A 16,704-nucleotide genomic window follows, 5' to 3' on the forward strand; every position below is an offset into this window, starting at 1 on the left:
CGCCGACGGCCCAACGCGCCCCTCACACCCGCGGTATGGCTTAGTACGGCTCCATCGCGCAGGCCGCCAGGCTCACGCTGCTCGCGTGCGCCTCGACCTCGTTCTCGTCCTCGTTCACACCCAGCTCCTGGAGCGGCAGAACGGTCTCGTCGTTGGTCGGCTCAAGGGCGTCAGCCATGATCGTCTCCTATCCGTGCGACGGTGAGGGAACGGGACTCCAGCCCCGTCCCGGCAACCACCCGGCCCCCTTGCGGCGGGCCGGCCGATCACCTGAACAAGAACGTAGAATCACCCGCCCCGGAACAGGCATGCCACCGGTATGGAACCGGTATCCACCGAGGCCACCCCCGGCCGTCAGCCCGGCGGGCCACGCGACCAGCAAGAGCGAAAACCCATCGCCCGACCGCCCGTCGGGACGCTTGACTGACACCCGGACACACCACCGACCGACGAGGAGGATCCGTGAAGGACCCGGATTTCACCGTTGAGCTGACCGGCCCCTCCCCTCACGACCCCACCGCCCTCAGGGCGGTCGGCGCGGTCACCGGGCTGAGCCTGTGGCGGAGCAAGCAGCTGCTGGACAGCGCGCCCACCACCGTCCGGTCCCGCCTCCCCCACGCCACCGCCGCCCAGAGTGCGCAGCACCTGCGCCGGGCCGGCGTACCGACCGCGATCCGGTGCGGCTGGTGCCGGCGCACCCTGCCCGACGCCGGCACCCCCGTCGACCCCGCCCCCTGCACGTCCCCGTACTGGCCCACCGCCCACTGCCCGGCCAACTCCATGACCAGCTGCGACTGCAGCTTCTGCACCACCCACGGCCCCCTCCCCGGACACACCACCCACCCCGACCCCCTGATCCCACACCCGGCAACCACCAACCCTGCGACCACCCGTCCCTCAAGCCCCCGGTGACGAACACAACGCAAAAGCCGTCACCACACCGGCATTGGTCCAGGTCCGGCCGTTGACGCTTTCTGCTCGTCTGACAGCGGCCTCGCCGTCGATCATCGCCGCGACGATGTCGCCGTGCTCGGCGACGGGCTGGCGGCGGACGGTGACCCGATCGCCGTCGCAGATCGCCGCCTCGGGTAAGGATCGGGGGCGGGGCGGGATGAGCGGGGACTTCTACCGGCGCCGGGTGACCGGCGAGGTTCTGGACACCTCCTCCCCGGCCGAGCCGATCCTCTCCTGGGCCGACGCCCGCGCTTCGCGTTGATGCGCTCCGTCGGTGAGGTGCTGGTCGTCGAGCACCGCTACCTCCTGGTCCACACCGTCGCGGGCGTGGACGGCGTCACCGCCTTACCCGGGCGCGTGCCAGGTGCCCTCGGAGGCGGCCTCCACCTTCTGGAGGCGGCGCGGCAGCCGCCGGGTGGTCCCGCTTGGCCTGCTCCGCTTCCTGCTTAGGGGTGAGCCGGCGCAGGGTCAGCGGCCGTTTCGCAACGTCGACAGCAGCCGGTCGAGCCACAGTCGGATCTCCCCCGGCGAGCCGGGCAGCGGCTGCGGAGATGAGGAACTGACCGCTGAGCTGCGTGAGGATGTCGGCGCCGCCGGCCAGGGTCTGCCCCTGCTTGTGCGCCGCGCGGGTACGGCGCAGCGTGAACCACGCATACCGTTCGACGAAGGGAAGTCCCTGGAGCATGGCAGCCGACTTCGTCACGAACGCGGCCTGCTGTTGCGGCGTCGGATACCTCGGGGTGCCGCTCGAAAAGTCGATCAGGCTGTACTCGGTGAGCCAGATCGGCTTCTTGTAGCGGTTGTAGGTGGCCTGGAGGTAACTGCGCAGCTGACTGGTCGCGGCATCGGCGCGGAAGTCCGAGCCGTACCAGTGCAGCGGGATGAAGTCGACCTTGTAGTGGCGGGCGGCGGCGCCTTTCATGAACTGGTCGAGCCAGCCGCCCGCGATGTCGCCGCCGCTGGCCACCGCGGGTGCCCCCAGGCGCATCCCGGTCGACTGGAGCCGGGGCCAGAGGTCGAGGGCCTTGGCCGCGCTCATGTTGGTCTGCGCCGGCAGGTCGGGTTCGTTGAATCCGAGCAGGGTCGTGCCCTCCTTCCTGGCCGTCTTGAGTTGTGCGTCGGTCACCGAGGCCGCTCCCCAGATCATGGGGACGAACTCGACGCCGGCCGGCGGCCTGATCTGCTGCCGGTCCGAGGATTAGGTGTAGAACCAGCCGGCTCTGGCGTCAGCCAGGGCCCGGGTGACGCCGGTGAAGTTCCAGGCACTCACGCCCTTCTTCTTCACCGGGGCGGCGGACGCGTCGGCCGGGCTGCCGGCTGTGAGCCAGGTCAGTACCGCGAGCAGAACGGTGAACAGACGTAGTCCACGCCGCACGGCGCTCCTCTCCTTTCCTCACGTCGTCATGACGAAGCCTCGGACGGGTGGCTCACGCAACACGCTCGAACGTGACGGTGAAGCCCTTGCACCGGCTGCACTGCTGCATCACCTTGTTGCCCGGCACCTGGTCCTGCTTGGACCACGTGTAGGCCTTGGGGCACCTCGCGCTGAGCGCGCGGCTGTAGTCGCTGGGGGTGTCCCGGCTGGGGTTGGTGCACAGCATCGGCTTGCCGTCCGGCCCGCGCGTCAGGTCGGCGGGCGGGCAGTAGGGCAGCAGGTTCGCCGTACAGCCCCGTGTGTCGCATCCGCCGCCGGCCGGCGTGGCGTTCACCGGAGTGATCGTGATCGGCAGCGAGAACGCGTTCACGTAGCTCACGTCGTACCAGGGAGCGGCGCCGTCCTTGCTGTCGAAGTTGAACTCCGCGAGGCTGGCCGGTTGTTCGCCGGTCGTGCAGTGGTCGGCGAACGGGCCGCAGTCGCCCACCCGGCAGTGGAAGGTGCTGCCGGAGGCGCCGCCGCATCCTTGCCGTGCGAAGAACTTTCCACGCCAGTGGAACGGGGCGGTGGTCTCGGGAATCGTCACCGTCGCCGACTGCCCGGGAGCCAGGACCGGGAGCCGGGTGAACTGCTTCGACCCGTCGGCGTTGACGGCGCTTCCGATCCACAGCTTCTGCGAGGAGTGATTCACGAACGTCACCGTGTGGTTGACGGCCGCAGCCGGTGCGGTACGGGCGGGCATCACCGCACCCGTCGCCGCGCCCGTGCTCGGCAGGACCACCGTCAGGGTGGCAGCGGCAACGGCGACGAACAGCCTGGTCAGGAACCTGCGCATGACTTCTCCACTCCGCTCAGCAGGTCAGATTGGTGCCGGGGGATGCGTGCAGGATCTGCGCGAACCTCTTGTAGAGGTTGACCCTGTCCTGCATCTGGGCGGTGTTCCTGCCGTTGCATTCCAGGGCGCCGTTGATGCTGCGGATCGTCTGACCGAATCCGGCGCCGGTGACGATCGCCTGGTGGGCCGTCATGGAGCCCGGTCCGGACTGGGTGTTCCAGTACCAGAGCGCGGTCTTCCAGGCGATCTGGGGGTTCGTCTGCACCAGGTTGGGGCTGTGCAGCAGGTCTATGTGCAGGGCGTCGCCCGCCGCCTTGTAGTTGAAGTTCCAGCTGAGCTGGAGCGGGCCCCGCCCGTAGTAGGCCGCCTTTCCCGCCGGACACCCGTAGGGCTGGCGGGCGTCGCAGTACGTCGGATAGTTGGCGGTGTTCTGCTCCACGATGTGGACGAGGCCGCCGGTCTCGTGGCTGACGTTCGCCAGGAAGGCCGCCGCCTCCCGCCGCTTGACGGTGTCGCTGCCGGTGTGCGCGAAGCCGGGGTAGGCACTCATCGCACCGACCAGCGCGTCGTAGGTGTAGAAACGGTTCTTGCTCGGGAACATCGAGTCGAACTGGGCCCTGCTCACGACGAAGCCGGCGACGGGCCACAGGCTCACCGGTACGCCGTCCCGCCCGGGTGGGGCGTCGGCGATCGGCCCGTAGAACAGTTGCGGCCGCCTGCGCGCACTCCCCCACCGGCTCGGCGGCCGTCGCGATCAGCCGCGCGGGGCGCCTGCGCCTGGACGGCGCTTCAGGCGGTGCACCCGTGAACCCCTGGCCTCCTGCCGGTTGCGGTCGGCCCGCACGGCCGACACAGCCATGACCGGCAGCAACACCCAGCCACTGTCGCGCACTTCACAGACTTCGAGGGGTCGGTTCGCCGCGGCACCGATCCACCCTCCCGCCACGGGAGCCCGGTACGACGCGTCCGGGCGCACCCGGACGGGACGACTCCCCGGACGCGTCCGCGCCGAACTCGTCGCGCAGCAACACGGCCTGACCGACCGGACGGGCATCTGGGTGGAACGGGCGGCAGCCGGCCCTTCCCCCTCACCAGGCGGCCGCCCGAACGTCGTGGGGAAGTCCCCGCCGTGGGGGACGGGGACCTCCCCCGGCCTGCGCCGCCGGTCAGTCGGCCTTGACCCAGCCCTCGTACCATCCGTTCTTCTTGCGGCAGTCGTAGTCGTACACGTTGGACGCGGCCATGAAGTAGGACCGGCGGGCCTCGCAGGCCGACCTCGTACGGTAGGCCTCGCCCGTGGGCCGCCAGGTCGCGGCGGGCGCCGTCACCGCCGCCGTCACCGCCACCGCCGCCGGCGCCGGCGAGTCGGTGGGGACCGGGGCCGCGACGGCGGCCGGAGCGCCGGCGCCGACCGCCAGGACGACGAGCGCGGCCGCCGCGGAACGGGCGATGGTTGCTCCACTGATCACGTGTTCGTTCCTCTCGCTGAGCGCCTGATGGCGCGGTACGGCCGGTGCCGTCCTGTTCGGGCCCCGGGCCGACTCCTCGGTGGGGAGTGCCCACACCCTCCCGCTTCTGACGCGCCCTCGACAAAGCCTTTCGTTGGTGGCCGAATGGCCCTGGAAGGCCGGCGGTCCCGCGCCCACCCATAGGGGTCGTGGCCACGACCAGAAGGGCGGCGTTCCGTGCTGCGCATCCACTTCACCGCGGCGGACGTGGCACGCGTGACCATCGCCCGGCCGACCACTCCCCTGGCGAGCGAGGCGGTGCTGAGCGTGCAGGTCCTTCGCGACCCGCCTCCGCCGTTCCGGGCGTGGCGGCGCCGGGTCGCACCCCTTCTCCCGCCCCAGAGCTCCCTGCTCCGCTCCCTCATACCGGCCCGCGGCTGGATCCCGGACTTCCTCACGCCCAGCCGGCACGCCCTCCGCGGCAGTGGCGCCTTCCAGGAGATCCGCTCCACCCCGCGCCAGCGCATCACCGAGGACCTCTGCCGTTCGGCTCCCGGCGGCAACCCGCCGAGCTGGTCCCGGCGACTGGCCGACGGGGACCCCGAGGCCATGGACGACCTGGTCGGCGCACTCACCTCGTACTACGACCTCGCCATCGCCCCCTAAGTACCTGTGGGGCGAACACTTCTGGTCCCCCAGCTACTTCGCCGCCTCCTGCGGCGGCGCGCCACTGAGCATCATCAAGGAGTACATCGAGAACCAGAAGCGACCCGACTGACCGTCCAGCTTTCCGGAGCGATGCTGCGGCGCTCCGCGCCGCAGCGCGAAGGATGCGATTCCTCCCGGCCGTAAACGGCGGGGTTCCTCGCAAGACCACGCTGAAAATGCACCGGGGGAGGTCCGACACCGGGAGGTCCACCATGGCCGGGCAGATCGGAAAGAACCGGAACATCTTCCTCGTCTGGCTCGTCTGGCCCTTACTGACGCTGGGGATCTACCACTTCGTCTGGTGGTACAAGATCAACCGCGAGGTGGGCGATTTCGACCATCGGATCGACGTCAATCCGGCGATGTCGGTGATCGCGATCCTGTTCGGCTGGATCATCATCGTCCCGCCGTTCGTCTCGATCTACAACACCGGCCAGCGCATCGCCACCATGCAGCGCGACACCGATCTCACCCCCACCTGCAACCCGTGGCTGGGGCTGCTGTTGAGCTTCTTCTTCGGGCTGCACGCGCTCTACTACCAGAGCGAGCTGAACGCGTTCTGGGACCGCAGCCGGGGCTTCCGCGGCACGACCGCCTACGCGGGGTAAGGCGGCGAGGCACCGCCACCGCCTACGAGAAGACCGCAGCCGCCTGGTCCGCTCGGTGATCCAGACGGAACTGCCCAGCCGACCAAGGACCCCCGTGGTCCGTGCCACTGCGCAGCGGCGTGCGAGCGCGTGAGCAGCACACGCCGCCGCGCGGGCCCTCGCCGTCGCCCGCGCCGCCCGCGCCGCAGGAATCCACCCGGACACCGCCCGCCGACAGAAGCATCCGGCACGTACGCGCGGTGCCGCGCAGGCTCCAGAGGTCCGGGCATCGGCCGGTCAGGACTCGTCGTCGAAGTACTCGTCGAGGTACTCGAAGACGTAGGACCACAGGTCCGGATACGCGGCCAGCAGCCCCAGTTCGTCCAGCCAGCCCTCGAACATCACCAGCGCCGGCTCGAGCCCCATGTCGTCCACGCGCTTCACCGTCAACGCGGCGAGGCCCACCACCGCCACGAACTCGGCGACCGATGACGCATAGCGGCCGCCGTAGCCCCTACCCCAGTCCCACTTGTCCGGGAGGAACAGATCGATGCCGCCGCTGTCTCCGTCCAGCATGAAGTAGTGGTCCGGGTGCTCCATCAGTTTGAAGCAGGAGTCCGCGACCGCTCCCGCGCCGAGCGGCCGGGACACCGCGTACGCCTCGTCAGCGTTCTGGGCCCATAGACCCTCCAGACGGAGAGAACGTGAGTCGAGCCCGATCCTCTCCATCCACACACAGGGAAGGCCGACCGTCGTCAGGAACTCCCGCGTCGGACCATGAGTCAGCTCCCCGGGTAGCTCCCGCTCGGACGGACGCCAGACGCGCTCGGGGCCGAAGATCCGATCCAGCCATGCAGCATCCGGATCGCGGGCACCGGCGGGCAGGCCGACGCCCGCCTCAAGGGAGCCGTCACCCGCGCGACTCGTGGGCGTCTCTTCCACGGTATTCCTCCATTCTTCCGGCCACCGGGCGCCGTGAGTTCAACGCCGCCGGACTCGATGATCCTCAACCAGAGTTCACCCGCTCGGTTGAGACACCTCTGATGGTCCTCGTCCATCACAAGCTGAGCTGCTGCATCCCCGTCGTCACACAGGATCAGGTCCACCTCGGCCCGACGACCGCTGCGGCATCCCGCAGTCAGCCGCTGCCCCAGCGACACCCTGTCATCCCCTCCACTCACAGCGCCGACGCGCCACCCCGACAGGCCGTCCCCCACGGCCGCGACCACACCGTCAACGGAGGGCGCGGTCCAGCCACGGGCTGGCGGCCGGGCTACCCCTCGGTGTGGACGGCCCGTGACGCCGGCGTGTTGTGATCCTGCCGGCTCGCCCGCCGCCGGACGACTGCGCGTCGGACCGGAGGGTACGCCGGAAGCGCCACCGCCCCGCCGAGCGCGCCGAACAGGAGCGGGGCATTCCACCACGGCACCAGTTCGACGGACCGGCCATCCGGCCAGCGGCAGACACTCGAGGGCGGGAAGAGCGACTCCTCGATCCGGATGTTCTCGTGTTCGGGTGCCCGGTACGCCACCGGGTCCCATCCGTAGAGCTCGGTGACACACGCCCGGGTCGGGCGGGTCTCGAATCCGGACATCATGCCGAACAGCCAGACGACGCCCGCCGCCAGCAGACAGAGCACCACGCCCAACACCCTCGCCATGCCCGTCCCCCACACTACTGTCCATCCGTTCCGGGCCTGGAGACGATCATGAACCTGGTTCGGTTCCCCTTCCTACAGACACGGCCACGCCGTCCGGGCGGACACGCGCCGGTCGTCCGCGCCGGAACCAGGCAGCAAGGGCAAGGACCGTTGCGGACCGCGCCGCACGCCGCCGCCGTACGGCCCGCGGACCGTGGACGCAGCTGTCCGGATCGGCCTGCGGGAGATGGCCGGAGCCGATCCGGAGTTGTGGGAGCGGACCGGGGGCCAGCCGGCGCACTGGGAAGCCGCGTTACGGATCCGCGCGCTCGGCTGGGGGGCCGAAGCCGGGAAGCCGGGTGAGCTGGCCTACGGCATCGGACCTGACCTGGTCGAAGACCTCGCCGCGGAGCCACTTCTGGCCGATCCGCATAAACGCCTGCCACATGGGCGAACTGCTCGACTAGGAACCGAGCTTGCGGGTCCAGTGCCGTTCCGACACGGCCGCGGCGCACACCGGCACATGAACTACGTGGCCGGTCGTTCGCATGGCACAACGTCGCCCGGGACGACCCCGGCCTCCTCTGTCATGGCGCCGGTGGCGGCGAGTCCGTCGTCGCGGAGCTGCGGCGCACTCTCCGGGACAGCCACTTGCGGGCTCAGCGGATGGTGGGGTCAACGGCCGTGAGGAGGGAGACCAGGCCGGTGTCGTCCGCTGCCCAGGCGGTTCCGTACCACCGTCCGCGCCACTGGCCGAGCAGGACCCGCTGGCGGTCGCCGTCGCGGTGGTAGCGCAGGGTGCCGTCGACGGTTGCCGGGCCGGGGGTGAAGTCGCGGCGCAGCGTTTCCAGGAGGGCGGACGGTTCCACGGCCTCGTCGAGGAGGAGGGTGACGCCGTCGCGGTGGACGGGGGCGTCCCAGATCCGCGCGTGGACGAGGTCGGAGAAGCGGTCGGCGTGCGGGTGCCACGTCGCGGACGGTGTCACGTCGTCGAACGAGATCACCACCGGCGGGTCCTCGGACCCGTCGAGGCGGACGGCCAGCACCCACACGCCCTGGTTCTCGACCATGAACGGCAGCAGGCCGAGGGAGCCGACCGGGTCGATGGTCCGTTCCTCCTGCTCCTCGACGCCGTCCGGCCACTCCTCGTCGTCCTCGGGCCAGTAGTAGAGCTCCTCCCGGCCCAGTCGGTCGGCGTCGAACACGGCGTCGTCGTTGCCGAACTCGCGTAGGACCGGGGCACCTTGGGCCAGCGAGAACCACTCGCGCACCGCTGCGGGCGCGGCCCGGCCGTGCACGGCCTCGAAGCGGTCCAGCGCCGCCCGGGCCTCGGCCGACACCGTCAGGTCCATCCCGGCCAGGTCGGCCGAGCGTCCGTGGAACCGCAGCGTGTGCGACGTGTGAGCCGACATCACGGCCCCCTCCTGCGTGCTTGCGGGCCCGGCGCCCGCAGGTTCTCGGCGACCCTAGCGGCCCGCACCGACGGCGCCGGAGCCCGGGCGGGCCGGTGTGTCCGGTCCCCGGGCCGGGCCCGGCGCCGCAGGTGGTCGGCCCGCCGGCGCCGGCGCGGCTTGGCGGGGCGTGCGGATCAGCGGGGAGCGGTGACCAGGGATTCGATCGACGCCGCGGTGTGCACCGGCGGGGGCTGGTGGCCGAGCTGGAGCGCGGCGGCCGACTTGCGTCCGGGCGACTGGCCGAGCCCCCAGGCCAGGGAACGCGCCCTCAGGCTGTTACTCTCAGCCAGCAAGTTAACGCATAGCGTTACGAGGTTGCGCCTTGAAGGAGGAGAGATGGCTTCTACGCCGAGCGAGCCGTTCGGCACCGTGGTATCCGATATCGGGGTGAAGGTGCGTGAGTTTCCCAGCACCACGTCCTCTCAGATCGGCGTGCTGCCATCCGGGTTCAAGGTAGGACTGCAGTGCAAGGTCCGCGCCGAGAACATCGATGGCAACGACATCTGGTACCTGCTCCGCGACCGCCCCGGATGGGTCGCAGCCCGTTTCGTCGCCAACACCGGCAACGTCAAGTTCGCCGGGGACATCGCGTCGGGCGGTTCCGCGTCCACCGAGGACGCCTCCGGCTGAACGGCGGAGGCTCGCTTCGCCGACCGCCCCGGGCGGCCGAGCTCGCCGCCTCCGCAGGCCGAGGCCCGCACCTGCTCAGAGCAGGTGCGGGCCGACCAAGGCTGAGCCCCCAAAGCGGAGGGGCACGGCAGCCCCGGACACCGGGACCGGGACGGCATCGCCGGCCGGGTCAGGCGAGCAGCCCGCCCGTGTACGGGTCCTCGGCGAGCATCCGCCAGGTGTGCGCCGGTGTCGCGAACGCCTCCGGGTCCACCGCCTCGACCAGCCGGTCCACCACAGCCAGCAGCAGCGCCTGCGGGTCGTGCATCCTGGCCCGGAGGGCTGGCGCTGGTCGCAGCAGCTGCGTGCGACGACCGGACGACATCACGGCGGCTCGGCACGTTCGTCGCCTCCGCACCATCAAGCGGCGACGTCGGCCGCGGGGGGCGGGAGGTGCGGCGGACGCCCGGGCGCTGCCTCCACTTCCTGCGCCGCGCGGCCGCCGAGTGCCTGTCTCCGATCGTCAGACGCAGGCACTGATCAGAGCACGAGCGTACCCAAGTCGCGTACGGTGTCGGCGAGCGCACGGACCGCGTCGTTCTCGGCCTCGCCGCGCCAGACAGCCGAGCAGGGTCGGGCCGGGCCGTTCGAAGCCGAAGGCGGCCGGAGAACGATGCGGCCATGCATCCTGGCTACTGCCGTGCGGCCGCCTCCCGGGCTAGGACTCCGGGGACAGGAGTCCCGTGACTTCGTGCCGCGCCGCTCCCACGGCCCTCTCGACCGGGATCCACAGCTGGGAGTCGGTCTCCGCACCGGTCTCGACCGGCTTCGTCAGCAGGAGCTCCGGACCTGTCCGGCTCGTGTACGGGTTCGAGGGGAACCAATGCGTGAACACGTCTCGCCACAGCTCTTGGAGGGCGCTCGGACAGGGCCCGTGGTTGTCGAAGACCGCCCAGATCCCGGCCGGCACGTCAAGGGTGTCGAGCTCCTCGGCGGCCGCCCCGGGAGCGGTCACCACGCCGATCCAGTAGTCCGCCTCGGCGCCCTCCTCCCGGCTGCCGGTCAGGTACACCACCGCAGACAGGATCCCCTCCGGCTCCTGGCCGGGCAGCTCCTTCATCCGTACGATCGCCTGCTCGTCCAGGCTTTTCAGGTGTGCCACGGCGGCCTCGTTGACCCCCTCGTGCACGAGCGGGAGCCGGGCCTTCCTGCCGACGACCCGGAACGCCTCCTTCTCCACGATCCGGTACCGCATGGTCGCACCGCCCTCGACGACGAGACGGAAGGACAGGCGCGGCTGTGCCGTGAGCACCGCACCCGTACGCCGGGCCTCGCCCGGCCCGATGCCGTGCACCGACCGGAACGCCCGGGCGAACGCCTCGCCCGAGCCGTACCCGTACCGCACCGCGACATCGAGCAGCGTCAGCTCCCCGGCCAGCACCTCGGCCCCGGCGAGCGTCATCCGCCGGCGACGCACGTAGACCGGGAGCGGCATCCCGGCGAGCGCGGAGAACAGCCGTCGGAAGTGGTACTCCGACACCGCCGAGATCCTGGCCACCTCGGCCAGGTCGAGCTCCCGGTCGAGGCGGGCCTCCAGGTGGTCCAGCGCCTGATTCAGCCGCTCCAGCACGCGGATCCGCCCTTCCTTCGTGTGCCTGGGCCCCTCGGCTGACGCGGGGCGGGGACGGGAGCGGTCGATCGAGGGGACGGCGGACCCGCCGCTCGCAGCCATCAGGCCGCCTGGCCGCCTGGCCGCAGTCAAGGGGATGTGATCGCGCCCCGCCCGACAGAACCGGTGCGGGAATGGTGGGGTGAGAGGCCTTGCGTTACCTGAGACTTGCGCTCATGACCGATGTTAAGGGATTTTGCGAGCCGCGGTTTGCCGCAGTCCGGGCGGCGCTTGCAGCGTTGCTCGGCAAGGAAGACGTGGGTGCCTCGGCGGCCGTCTACCTGGACGGCGAGCAGGTGGTCGACATCTGGGGCGGGTACGCCGATGCGGACCGCTCCATCGGCTGGGAGCGCGACACCCTCGTCTGCGTCAACTCGACGACCAAGAACATGACCGCCCTCTGCGCGCTGATCCTGGCCGATCGGGGTGAGCTCGATCTGTCCGCGCCGGTCGCCGCCTACTGGCCCGAGTTCGCCGCCGCCGGCAAGGAGAACGTGCTGGTGCGGCACGTGCTGTCGCACACCGCGGGACTGCCGGACCTGTCCGGGCCGACGTCGGTGGAGCGGCTCTACGACTGGGCGGGCGTGACGGCGGGGCTGGCCGCGCAGGCGCCCGAATGGGAGCCGGGAACGGCCGCCGGGTATCACGCGCTCACCTTCGGGTTCCTCGTGGGTGAGATCGTCCGCCGCATCACCGGACGCAGTCTTGGCGAGTTCTTCGCCGGGGAGGTGGCCGAACCGCTGGGCGCGGATTTCCACATCGGGCTCTCCACCGAGCATGACCACCGCGTCGCACCGCTCATCCCGCCGCCATCCCTGACCGGCGAGTACACCGCCGGCGCACCGCCGGGACCGGACGGCACCCGCCGGGAGAACACCGGTGCCGCGATCCGGGTCGACGACGTCAACTCCCTGGCCTGGCGCCGTGCGCAGATCCCTGCGGTGAACGGCTTCGGCAACGCTCGCTCCGTCGCCCTCGTGCAGTCGGTGCTGGCGAGCGGCGGCTCGGCCGGCGGAGTACGCCTGCTGTCTCCCCAGGGTTGCGAGCCCGCATGGCAGGAGGTGTTCCGTGGTGACGACCGCGTGTTGGCGATGCCGATGTCATGGACGGTGGGCTTCGCCAGGTTCGGTGACTCCTTCGGCTGGGGCGGCTGGGGTGGCTCGCTGGTCGTGAGCGATCCCGGTTCGCGCCTGACGGTGGCCTACGTCATGAACCAGATGATCGACCGGGACCGACAGGAGGACAACCGCGGCATGGAGATCGTAATGGCCGCCTACAGCGGCCTGCACTGACAGCGCGATGAGGGGCGGTGGTCGACCGTGCGGCCGGCGGCCCGGGAGGGCGGTCCGAGCTCCACGTAGGCCAGGCTGAGCCCTGATGGGCCGGGGCGGATCGTCACATCGCCGACTGGGCGAGGTACAGCAGACCGGCACGCATCCGCTGTTCGCCGAGCTCCGGCAGGAGTGCGGCGACGTGATCGGCCGCCAGGGCGGCGAGCAGGGCGTGGGCCGTGTGGTCGGGGTCGGGTGCGGCAGCGAGCAGGATCGCCACATGACGGTGCCAGAACCGGTAGGCCCCGATCCTGTACCGGGCTCCGGGCGTGGCGGTCTCGGACATCCGGACCAGCGCCAGATGCTCCAGCAGGTAGTCGAAGTAGGCGTTGAGGAACGCGGCCAGGCGCTCGCCGGCCGGGGCCCCGGGGCCGAGCGGGGGCGGCCCGTGCAGCACCGCCTCCTGCAGCACGCGCTCGCGAGCGTCCAACAGCGCGACGGCCAGCCCCGACTTGTCGCCGAACCGGCGGAACAGGGTGCCCTTGCCGACGCCTGCGGCCGCGGCCACCTGGTCCATGGACACGGCCTCGACCCCGTGCTCGGCGAACAGCCTGGCGGCCGCCTCCAGCACCGCGACCCGGTTGCGGGCCGCGTCCGCGCGCTCCTTGGGCGGCGGCGTCCGTAGGAGTTCCAAGGGCATTGCCGAACCGGACCGCAGTCCGTTACTGTCGTGAGTCATAACAGGACTGTAGTCCGATTTCCTTGGAGGTAGTGGCATGACCGCACTCGTCACCCGTGCCGAACTGGCGGAAGCGATCGAGGCCGACGCCGTGACCGTCGTCGACACCCTCGGCGGGGAGTACTACGCCCAGCAGCACCTGCCCGGAGCCCTGGCGCTGGTCCTGGCCGACGTCGACGCCCAGGCGCCCACCGTGCTCCCCGACCGCGACGCCGCAATCGTCACGTACTGCTCCAACCCGGCATGCCCCAACAGCGGACAGGTCGCCGACCGGCTCACCAAGCTCGGCTACACCAACGTCCGCAAGTACCGCGAGGGCATCCAGGACTGGGTCGAGGCGGGACTCCCCACCGAAACCGCCTGACCCTCCACCCGGGGCGAAGGCTCCCCGCAGAGTCTTCGCCCCTTCCGCACGCCCGTGCGTGTGTCCGTCGGGACCGAGGCGGGCCCTCCTGCGCGGACGGCCGGCCGGCAGGTCATCGTCCCCGGTCCGCAGTCCTGCCGGCGAGGTGGGCCGACCCGACGGGGCTCGCCGTGCGCCCTCTCGTGGCGCCGCCCTTGTGTCGGTCAGCCGGAGGGGACCGTCTCGGAGATGGTGGAGGGATGAGGGAACACCGGCTGGACGCGTGGGACGCCGGCGATGCCTACGACCGGTTCATGGGCCGATGGAGCCGCCTGGTGGCCGACGAGTTCATCGCCTGGCTCGACGCCGGAGCCGGCCTGCGCTGGCTGGACGTGGGGTGCGGGACGGGCGCGCTGACCGCGGCCGTGGCCGACCGCTGCCGCCCACGTCTGATCCTCGGGGTGGACCGGTCCGAAGGCTTCGTGACCGCGGCGGTCACTGCCACCCCAGCGCCGGCCGTGTTCGCGGTCGCCGACGCCCTGTCGCTGCCTGTGCGTGACCGGGCGTGTGACGTGGCCGTGAGCGGATTGGCACTCAACTTCGTTCCCGAACCGGCCACGGCTGTGGCCGAGGCGGCTCGCACGGTGAAGCCGGGCGGGGTCGTCGCCGCGTACGTGTGGGACTACTCGCAGGGCATGGCGTTCCTGCGTTTCTTCTGGGACACCGCGGTCTCGGTCGATCCGTCGGCCGCTCCGCTGGACGAGGGCCGCCGCTTCTCCGTCTGCCGCCCGGATCGGCTGCGCGCCCTGTGGACCGGGGCGGGGCTGACCGAGGTCGCCCTCGACGCGATCGATGTATCGACCGATTTCGCCGACTTCGACGAGTTCTGGGCGCCGTTCCTCAGCGGGCAGGGCCCCGCTCCCGGATACGTGACCACCCTCGCCCCCGCCGCCCGCGTCCTGCTGCGCGACACCCTCCACCGGACCGCACCCACCCGGCCCGACGGATCGATCACCTTCACCGCCCGCGCGTGGGCCATCCGCGGGAGACGAACCGACGACTGACCCGCGGGCCGGCCCACCGGAGCACCCAGGAACGCGTCTACGAGCTCCGATCTGACGGTCGGTCATGGTCGGCTGGTCGGGTGGGAGGCTGCCCAGCCGTGTTCGAGCAGTGCGAAGGCCTCGTCGGCGGCTCGGCATGGTTCGGCGTGCCGCAGGATGAGGCTGCGGGCCTCCAGGGCGAAACGGGCCAGGGCGGCGCAGCTGACGTCGCCCTCGGGCGCGCCTACGGCCTCGGCGATGGCCTTCGTCAGGGCGGCTTCGTGGCGTGTCCACATGCGGTGGGCGTAGTCGCGGAGCGCGGGGGTCTCCTGCACCAGGCGCATGAAGTCGGCGAACCGCGGGTCCGCGGCATGGACGGCGAGCTGGGTCTGCTTCAGCAGGAGGTGCTCGCGCAACGCCTGCGGGATCGACTGGCCCGGGGGACGTTCGCGCACGGCGGCGACGAGTGCCGCTTCCAGGTCGTCGTCCTGATCGAAGACCAGGGCTTCCTTGCTGGAGAAGTGTTTGAACAGGGTGGTCACCGAGACGTCGGCGGCGTCGGCCACGTCTTTGACGCCGACCTGGTCGTAGCCGCGTTCGAGGAAGAGCTGAAGTGCGGCGTCGGCCAGGGACTGGCGGGTCTGGGCCTTCTTGCGCTCGCGGCGCCCGGTCGGTTCGGTCACTCCCACACCCTACCGCGAGGTGCATCCACTCCAAAAGTGTAGTCATTGCACTTATTGAGCGAGTGTGCTTTCTTGGTGAGGCCGGCTCTTCCGGCGGCTCACCCACCTCCCGAACCGAGGGACACCCCATGAACTCCGCTCGTGACCCCCGCATCGCGATCGTCGGCGCCGGCCTCGGCGGCCTCACCTGCGCCCGGGTCCTGCAGCAACACGGCCGCTCCGTCGCAGTCTTCGAACGCGAGACATCCGCCGACGCCCGCCCGCAGGGCGGCACCCTCGACATGCATCCCGACACCGGCCAGGCCGCCCTGCGTTCGGCGGGGCTCCTCGACCGGTTCCACGCCCTCGCCCGCCCCGAAGGAGATGAGTGGCGCGTCCTCGACTTCGCCACCGGCGCCCTCCTGACGCAGCAGGTGCCGTCCACCGACGGCGGCCGGCCGGAGATCGACCGGGGCCAGCTGCGCGGCCTGCTCCTGGACTCGCTCACCGCGGGCACGGTGAGGTGGGGCCGCGCCGTCAGCGGGGTCACTCCGCTGACGGACGGCACCTGCCGGCTGCTCTTCGATGACGGCACCGCCGAGGACTTCGATCTGGTGGTCGGCGCCGACGGCGCCTGGTCACGCGTCCGCCCGGCCCTCTCGCACGCCGCACCCGCCTACACCGGCGTCACCTTCGTCGAGACCGGATTCGACCACTGCGACACCCGTCACCCCGACCTCGCACGGCTGGTCGGCAACGGATCGATGCTGGCGAAGGGCACCGGCAGGTCCCTGGTCGCCCAGCGCAACAGCAACGGCCACATCCGCGCCTACATCGCGCTCCGCGCGCCGCAGGACTGGCACGTGGCCGCCGGTATCGACCTCGGCGACCAGCGAGCCGTGCGGACTCAGCTGCTGAGGATGTTCGACGGCTGGGACGAGAGCCTGCGCTACGTCCTGCGCAACAGCGACAACGGGTTCGTCAACCGGCCCCTGTTCGTCCTGCCCGCCCCGCACACCTGGCAGCACGTTCCCGGCGTCACGCTGCTCGGCGATGCCGCACACCTGATGCCCCCGGTCGGACTGGGCGCCAATCTCGCCATGCTCGACGGATCCGACCTCGCCCACGCCCTCGTCACCGCATCCGGCGTCGGCGACGCCGTCCGCGCCTACGAGCGCATCAGGCTGCCGCGCTCGATCGAGGCCGCGACGGGCAGTGCGCAGGGACTCGACCACCTCGTTCCCGCGACGGCCTCCTGAGCAGCCTCCACCGCCACCCGCCCGCCACCCGCCCTGCGGCCGCGCCCGCGTCGATCACCTGCACCCGCCGCTGGGCGTCGTCGGAGGGCCCGTCCGGCTTGATCACGTG

General features: G+C 71.1%; 22 protein-coding genes and 2 pseudogenes. 9 read left to right on the top strand and 15 right to left on the bottom strand.

Annotation, left to right across the window (positions count from 1 at the left end):
- Window positions 1-40: 40 nt before the first annotated feature.
- A complete protein-coding gene (locus tag ABWK59_RS01135) occupies window positions 41-178 on the bottom strand; it encodes a hypothetical protein (protein WP_354637314.1) in 138 nt (45 codons plus the stop codon).
- A 284-nt stretch (window positions 179-462) separates the two neighbouring features.
- Between ABWK59_RS01135 and ABWK59_RS01140 the strand changes: the two genes are divergently transcribed.
- Entirely contained in the window at window positions 463-912 is a 450-nt protein-coding gene (locus ABWK59_RS01140) for a ribosomal protein L7/L12 (RefSeq protein WP_354637316.1), read from the top strand.
- A gap of 39 nt (window positions 913-951) precedes the next feature.
- Here ABWK59_RS01140 and ABWK59_RS01145 read toward each other — a convergent pair.
- The 6 genes and pseudogenes from ABWK59_RS01145 to ABWK59_RS01170 all read right to left on the bottom strand — a co-directional run.
- A pseudogene (locus ABWK59_RS01145) lies at window positions 952-1,095 on the bottom strand (LexA family protein); the annotation flags it as partial.
- A 196-nt stretch (window positions 1,096-1,291) separates the two neighbouring features.
- Window positions 1,292-2,134, bottom strand: coding sequence for a glycoside hydrolase family protein (locus ABWK59_RS01150; protein WP_354644792.1), 843 nt, complete (start codon window positions 2,132-2,134; stop codon window positions 1,292-1,294).
- An 18-nt stretch (window positions 2,135-2,152) separates the two neighbouring features.
- On the bottom strand, window positions 2,153-2,329 hold the full coding sequence (locus ABWK59_RS01155; protein ID WP_354637318.1) for a hypothetical protein: 177 nt from the start codon (window positions 2,327-2,329) through the stop codon (window positions 2,153-2,155).
- Window positions 2,330-2,381: 52 nt separating this feature from the next.
- Window positions 2,382-3,164 carry a thaumatin family protein gene (locus ABWK59_RS01160; protein ID WP_354637320.1) on the bottom strand — a complete coding sequence of 261 codons (783 nt, stop codon included), beginning with the start codon at window positions 3,162-3,164 and terminating at the stop codon, window positions 2,382-2,384.
- Window positions 3,165-3,180: 16 nt separating this feature from the next.
- Complete coding sequence (locus ABWK59_RS01165) at window positions 3,181-3,855, bottom strand: chitinase (protein WP_354644793.1); 675 nt, start codon at window positions 3,853-3,855, stop codon at window positions 3,181-3,183.
- A gap of 475 nt (window positions 3,856-4,330) precedes the next feature.
- Window positions 4,331-4,633, bottom strand: coding sequence for a hypothetical protein (locus ABWK59_RS01170; protein ID WP_354637322.1), 303 nt, complete (start codon window positions 4,631-4,633; stop codon window positions 4,331-4,333).
- Window positions 4,634-4,849: 216 nt separating this feature from the next.
- On the opposite strand from ABWK59_RS01170, the gene ABWK59_RS01175 reads away from it, so the two are divergent.
- From ABWK59_RS01175 to ABWK59_RS01185, 3 genes and pseudogenes are all read left to right on the top strand, one after another.
- Window positions 4,850-5,278 carry a hypothetical protein gene (locus ABWK59_RS01175; protein ID WP_354645200.1) on the top strand — a complete coding sequence of 143 codons (429 nt, stop codon included), beginning with the start codon at window positions 4,850-4,852 and terminating at the stop codon, window positions 5,276-5,278.
- Window positions 5,279-5,288: 10 nt separating this feature from the next.
- Window positions 5,289-5,390, top strand: a pseudogene (locus tag ABWK59_RS01180) (transposase); the annotation flags it as partial.
- 142 nt (window positions 5,391-5,532) lie between these two features.
- Window positions 5,533-5,928, top strand: coding sequence for a DUF4234 domain-containing protein (locus tag ABWK59_RS01185; protein ID WP_354637324.1), 396 nt, complete (start codon window positions 5,533-5,535; stop codon window positions 5,926-5,928).
- Window positions 5,929-6,204: 276 nt separating this feature from the next.
- Here the strand turns inward: ABWK59_RS01185 and ABWK59_RS01190 are convergent, their stop codons facing one another.
- The 4 genes from ABWK59_RS01190 to ABWK59_RS01205 form a co-directional block, all read right to left on the bottom strand.
- Complete coding sequence (locus tag ABWK59_RS01190) at window positions 6,205-6,849, bottom strand: SUKH-4 family immunity protein (RefSeq protein ID WP_354637326.1); 645 nt, start codon at window positions 6,847-6,849, stop codon at window positions 6,205-6,207.
- A gap of 331 nt (window positions 6,850-7,180) precedes the next feature.
- Complete coding sequence (locus ABWK59_RS01195; protein ID WP_354637328.1) at window positions 7,181-7,567, bottom strand: hypothetical protein; 387 nt, start codon at window positions 7,565-7,567, stop codon at window positions 7,181-7,183.
- A gap of 638 nt (window positions 7,568-8,205) precedes the next feature.
- The gene (locus tag ABWK59_RS01200) at window positions 8,206-8,958 is read right to left on the bottom strand and encodes a hypothetical protein (protein WP_354637329.1); all 753 of its coding nucleotides are present in this window, start codon (window positions 8,956-8,958) and stop codon (window positions 8,206-8,208) included.
- Window positions 8,959-9,134: 176 nt separating this feature from the next.
- Window positions 9,135-9,293 carry a hypothetical protein gene (locus ABWK59_RS01205; RefSeq protein WP_354637330.1) on the bottom strand — a complete coding sequence of 53 codons (159 nt, stop codon included), beginning with the start codon at window positions 9,291-9,293 and terminating at the stop codon, window positions 9,135-9,137.
- A 43-nt stretch (window positions 9,294-9,336) separates the two neighbouring features.
- Between ABWK59_RS01205 and ABWK59_RS01210 the strand changes: the two genes are divergently transcribed.
- On the top strand, window positions 9,337-9,630 hold the full coding sequence (locus ABWK59_RS01210) for an SH3 domain-containing protein (protein ID WP_354637332.1): 294 nt from the start codon (window positions 9,337-9,339) through the stop codon (window positions 9,628-9,630).
- A 169-nt stretch (window positions 9,631-9,799) separates the two neighbouring features.
- Here the strand turns inward: ABWK59_RS01210 and ABWK59_RS01215 are convergent, their stop codons facing one another.
- Together ABWK59_RS01215 and ABWK59_RS01220 are read right to left on the bottom strand one after the other, a co-directional pair.
- Window positions 9,800-9,937: a hypothetical protein gene (locus ABWK59_RS01215; RefSeq protein ID WP_354637334.1), complete on the bottom strand. Its 138-nt coding sequence runs from the start codon at window positions 9,935-9,937 to the stop codon at window positions 9,800-9,802.
- 390 nt (window positions 9,938-10,327) lie between these two features.
- Window positions 10,328-11,239, bottom strand: a complete 912-nt coding sequence (locus ABWK59_RS01220; protein ID WP_354637336.1) for an AraC family transcriptional regulator — start codon at window positions 11,237-11,239, stop codon at window positions 10,328-10,330.
- Between the two features lie 215 nt (window positions 11,240-11,454).
- Between ABWK59_RS01220 and ABWK59_RS01225 the strand changes: the two genes are divergently transcribed.
- A complete protein-coding gene (locus ABWK59_RS01225) occupies window positions 11,455-12,570 on the top strand; it encodes a serine hydrolase domain-containing protein (RefSeq protein WP_354637338.1) in 1,116 nt (371 codons plus the stop codon).
- A 103-nt stretch (window positions 12,571-12,673) separates the two neighbouring features.
- On the opposite strand, the gene ABWK59_RS01230 is transcribed toward ABWK59_RS01225, so the two are convergent.
- Complete coding sequence (locus ABWK59_RS01230; RefSeq protein WP_354637340.1) at window positions 12,674-13,249, bottom strand: TetR/AcrR family transcriptional regulator; 576 nt, start codon at window positions 13,247-13,249, stop codon at window positions 12,674-12,676.
- Between the two features lie 76 nt (window positions 13,250-13,325).
- Here ABWK59_RS01230 and ABWK59_RS01235 point away from each other — a divergent pair, with 76 nt between their 5' ends.
- Complete coding sequence (locus ABWK59_RS01235; protein WP_354637342.1) at window positions 13,326-13,652, top strand: rhodanese-like domain-containing protein; 327 nt, start codon at window positions 13,326-13,328, stop codon at window positions 13,650-13,652.
- A gap of 239 nt (window positions 13,653-13,891) precedes the next feature.
- Window positions 13,892-14,695, top strand: coding sequence for a class I SAM-dependent methyltransferase (locus ABWK59_RS01240; RefSeq protein WP_354637343.1), 804 nt, complete (start codon window positions 13,892-13,894; stop codon window positions 14,693-14,695).
- 62 nt (window positions 14,696-14,757) lie between these two features.
- On the opposite strand, the gene ABWK59_RS01245 is transcribed toward ABWK59_RS01240, so the two are convergent.
- On the bottom strand, window positions 14,758-15,357 hold the full coding sequence (locus ABWK59_RS01245; RefSeq protein WP_354637345.1) for a TetR/AcrR family transcriptional regulator: 600 nt from the start codon (window positions 15,355-15,357) through the stop codon (window positions 14,758-14,760).
- A gap of 128 nt (window positions 15,358-15,485) precedes the next feature.
- On the opposite strand from ABWK59_RS01245, the gene ABWK59_RS01250 reads away from it, so the two are divergent.
- The gene (locus tag ABWK59_RS01250; protein WP_354637347.1) at window positions 15,486-16,595 is read left to right on the top strand and encodes an FAD-dependent oxidoreductase; all 1,110 of its coding nucleotides are present in this window, start codon (window positions 15,486-15,488) and stop codon (window positions 16,593-16,595) included.
- The last annotated feature ends 109 nt before the right edge of the window (window positions 16,596-16,704 follow it).

The sequence above is a fragment of the Kitasatospora sp. HUAS MG31 genome (genome assembly GCF_040571325.1).
GTDB classification, from domain to species: domain Bacteria; phylum Actinomycetota; class Actinomycetes; order Streptomycetales; family Streptomycetaceae; genus Kitasatospora; species Kitasatospora camelliae.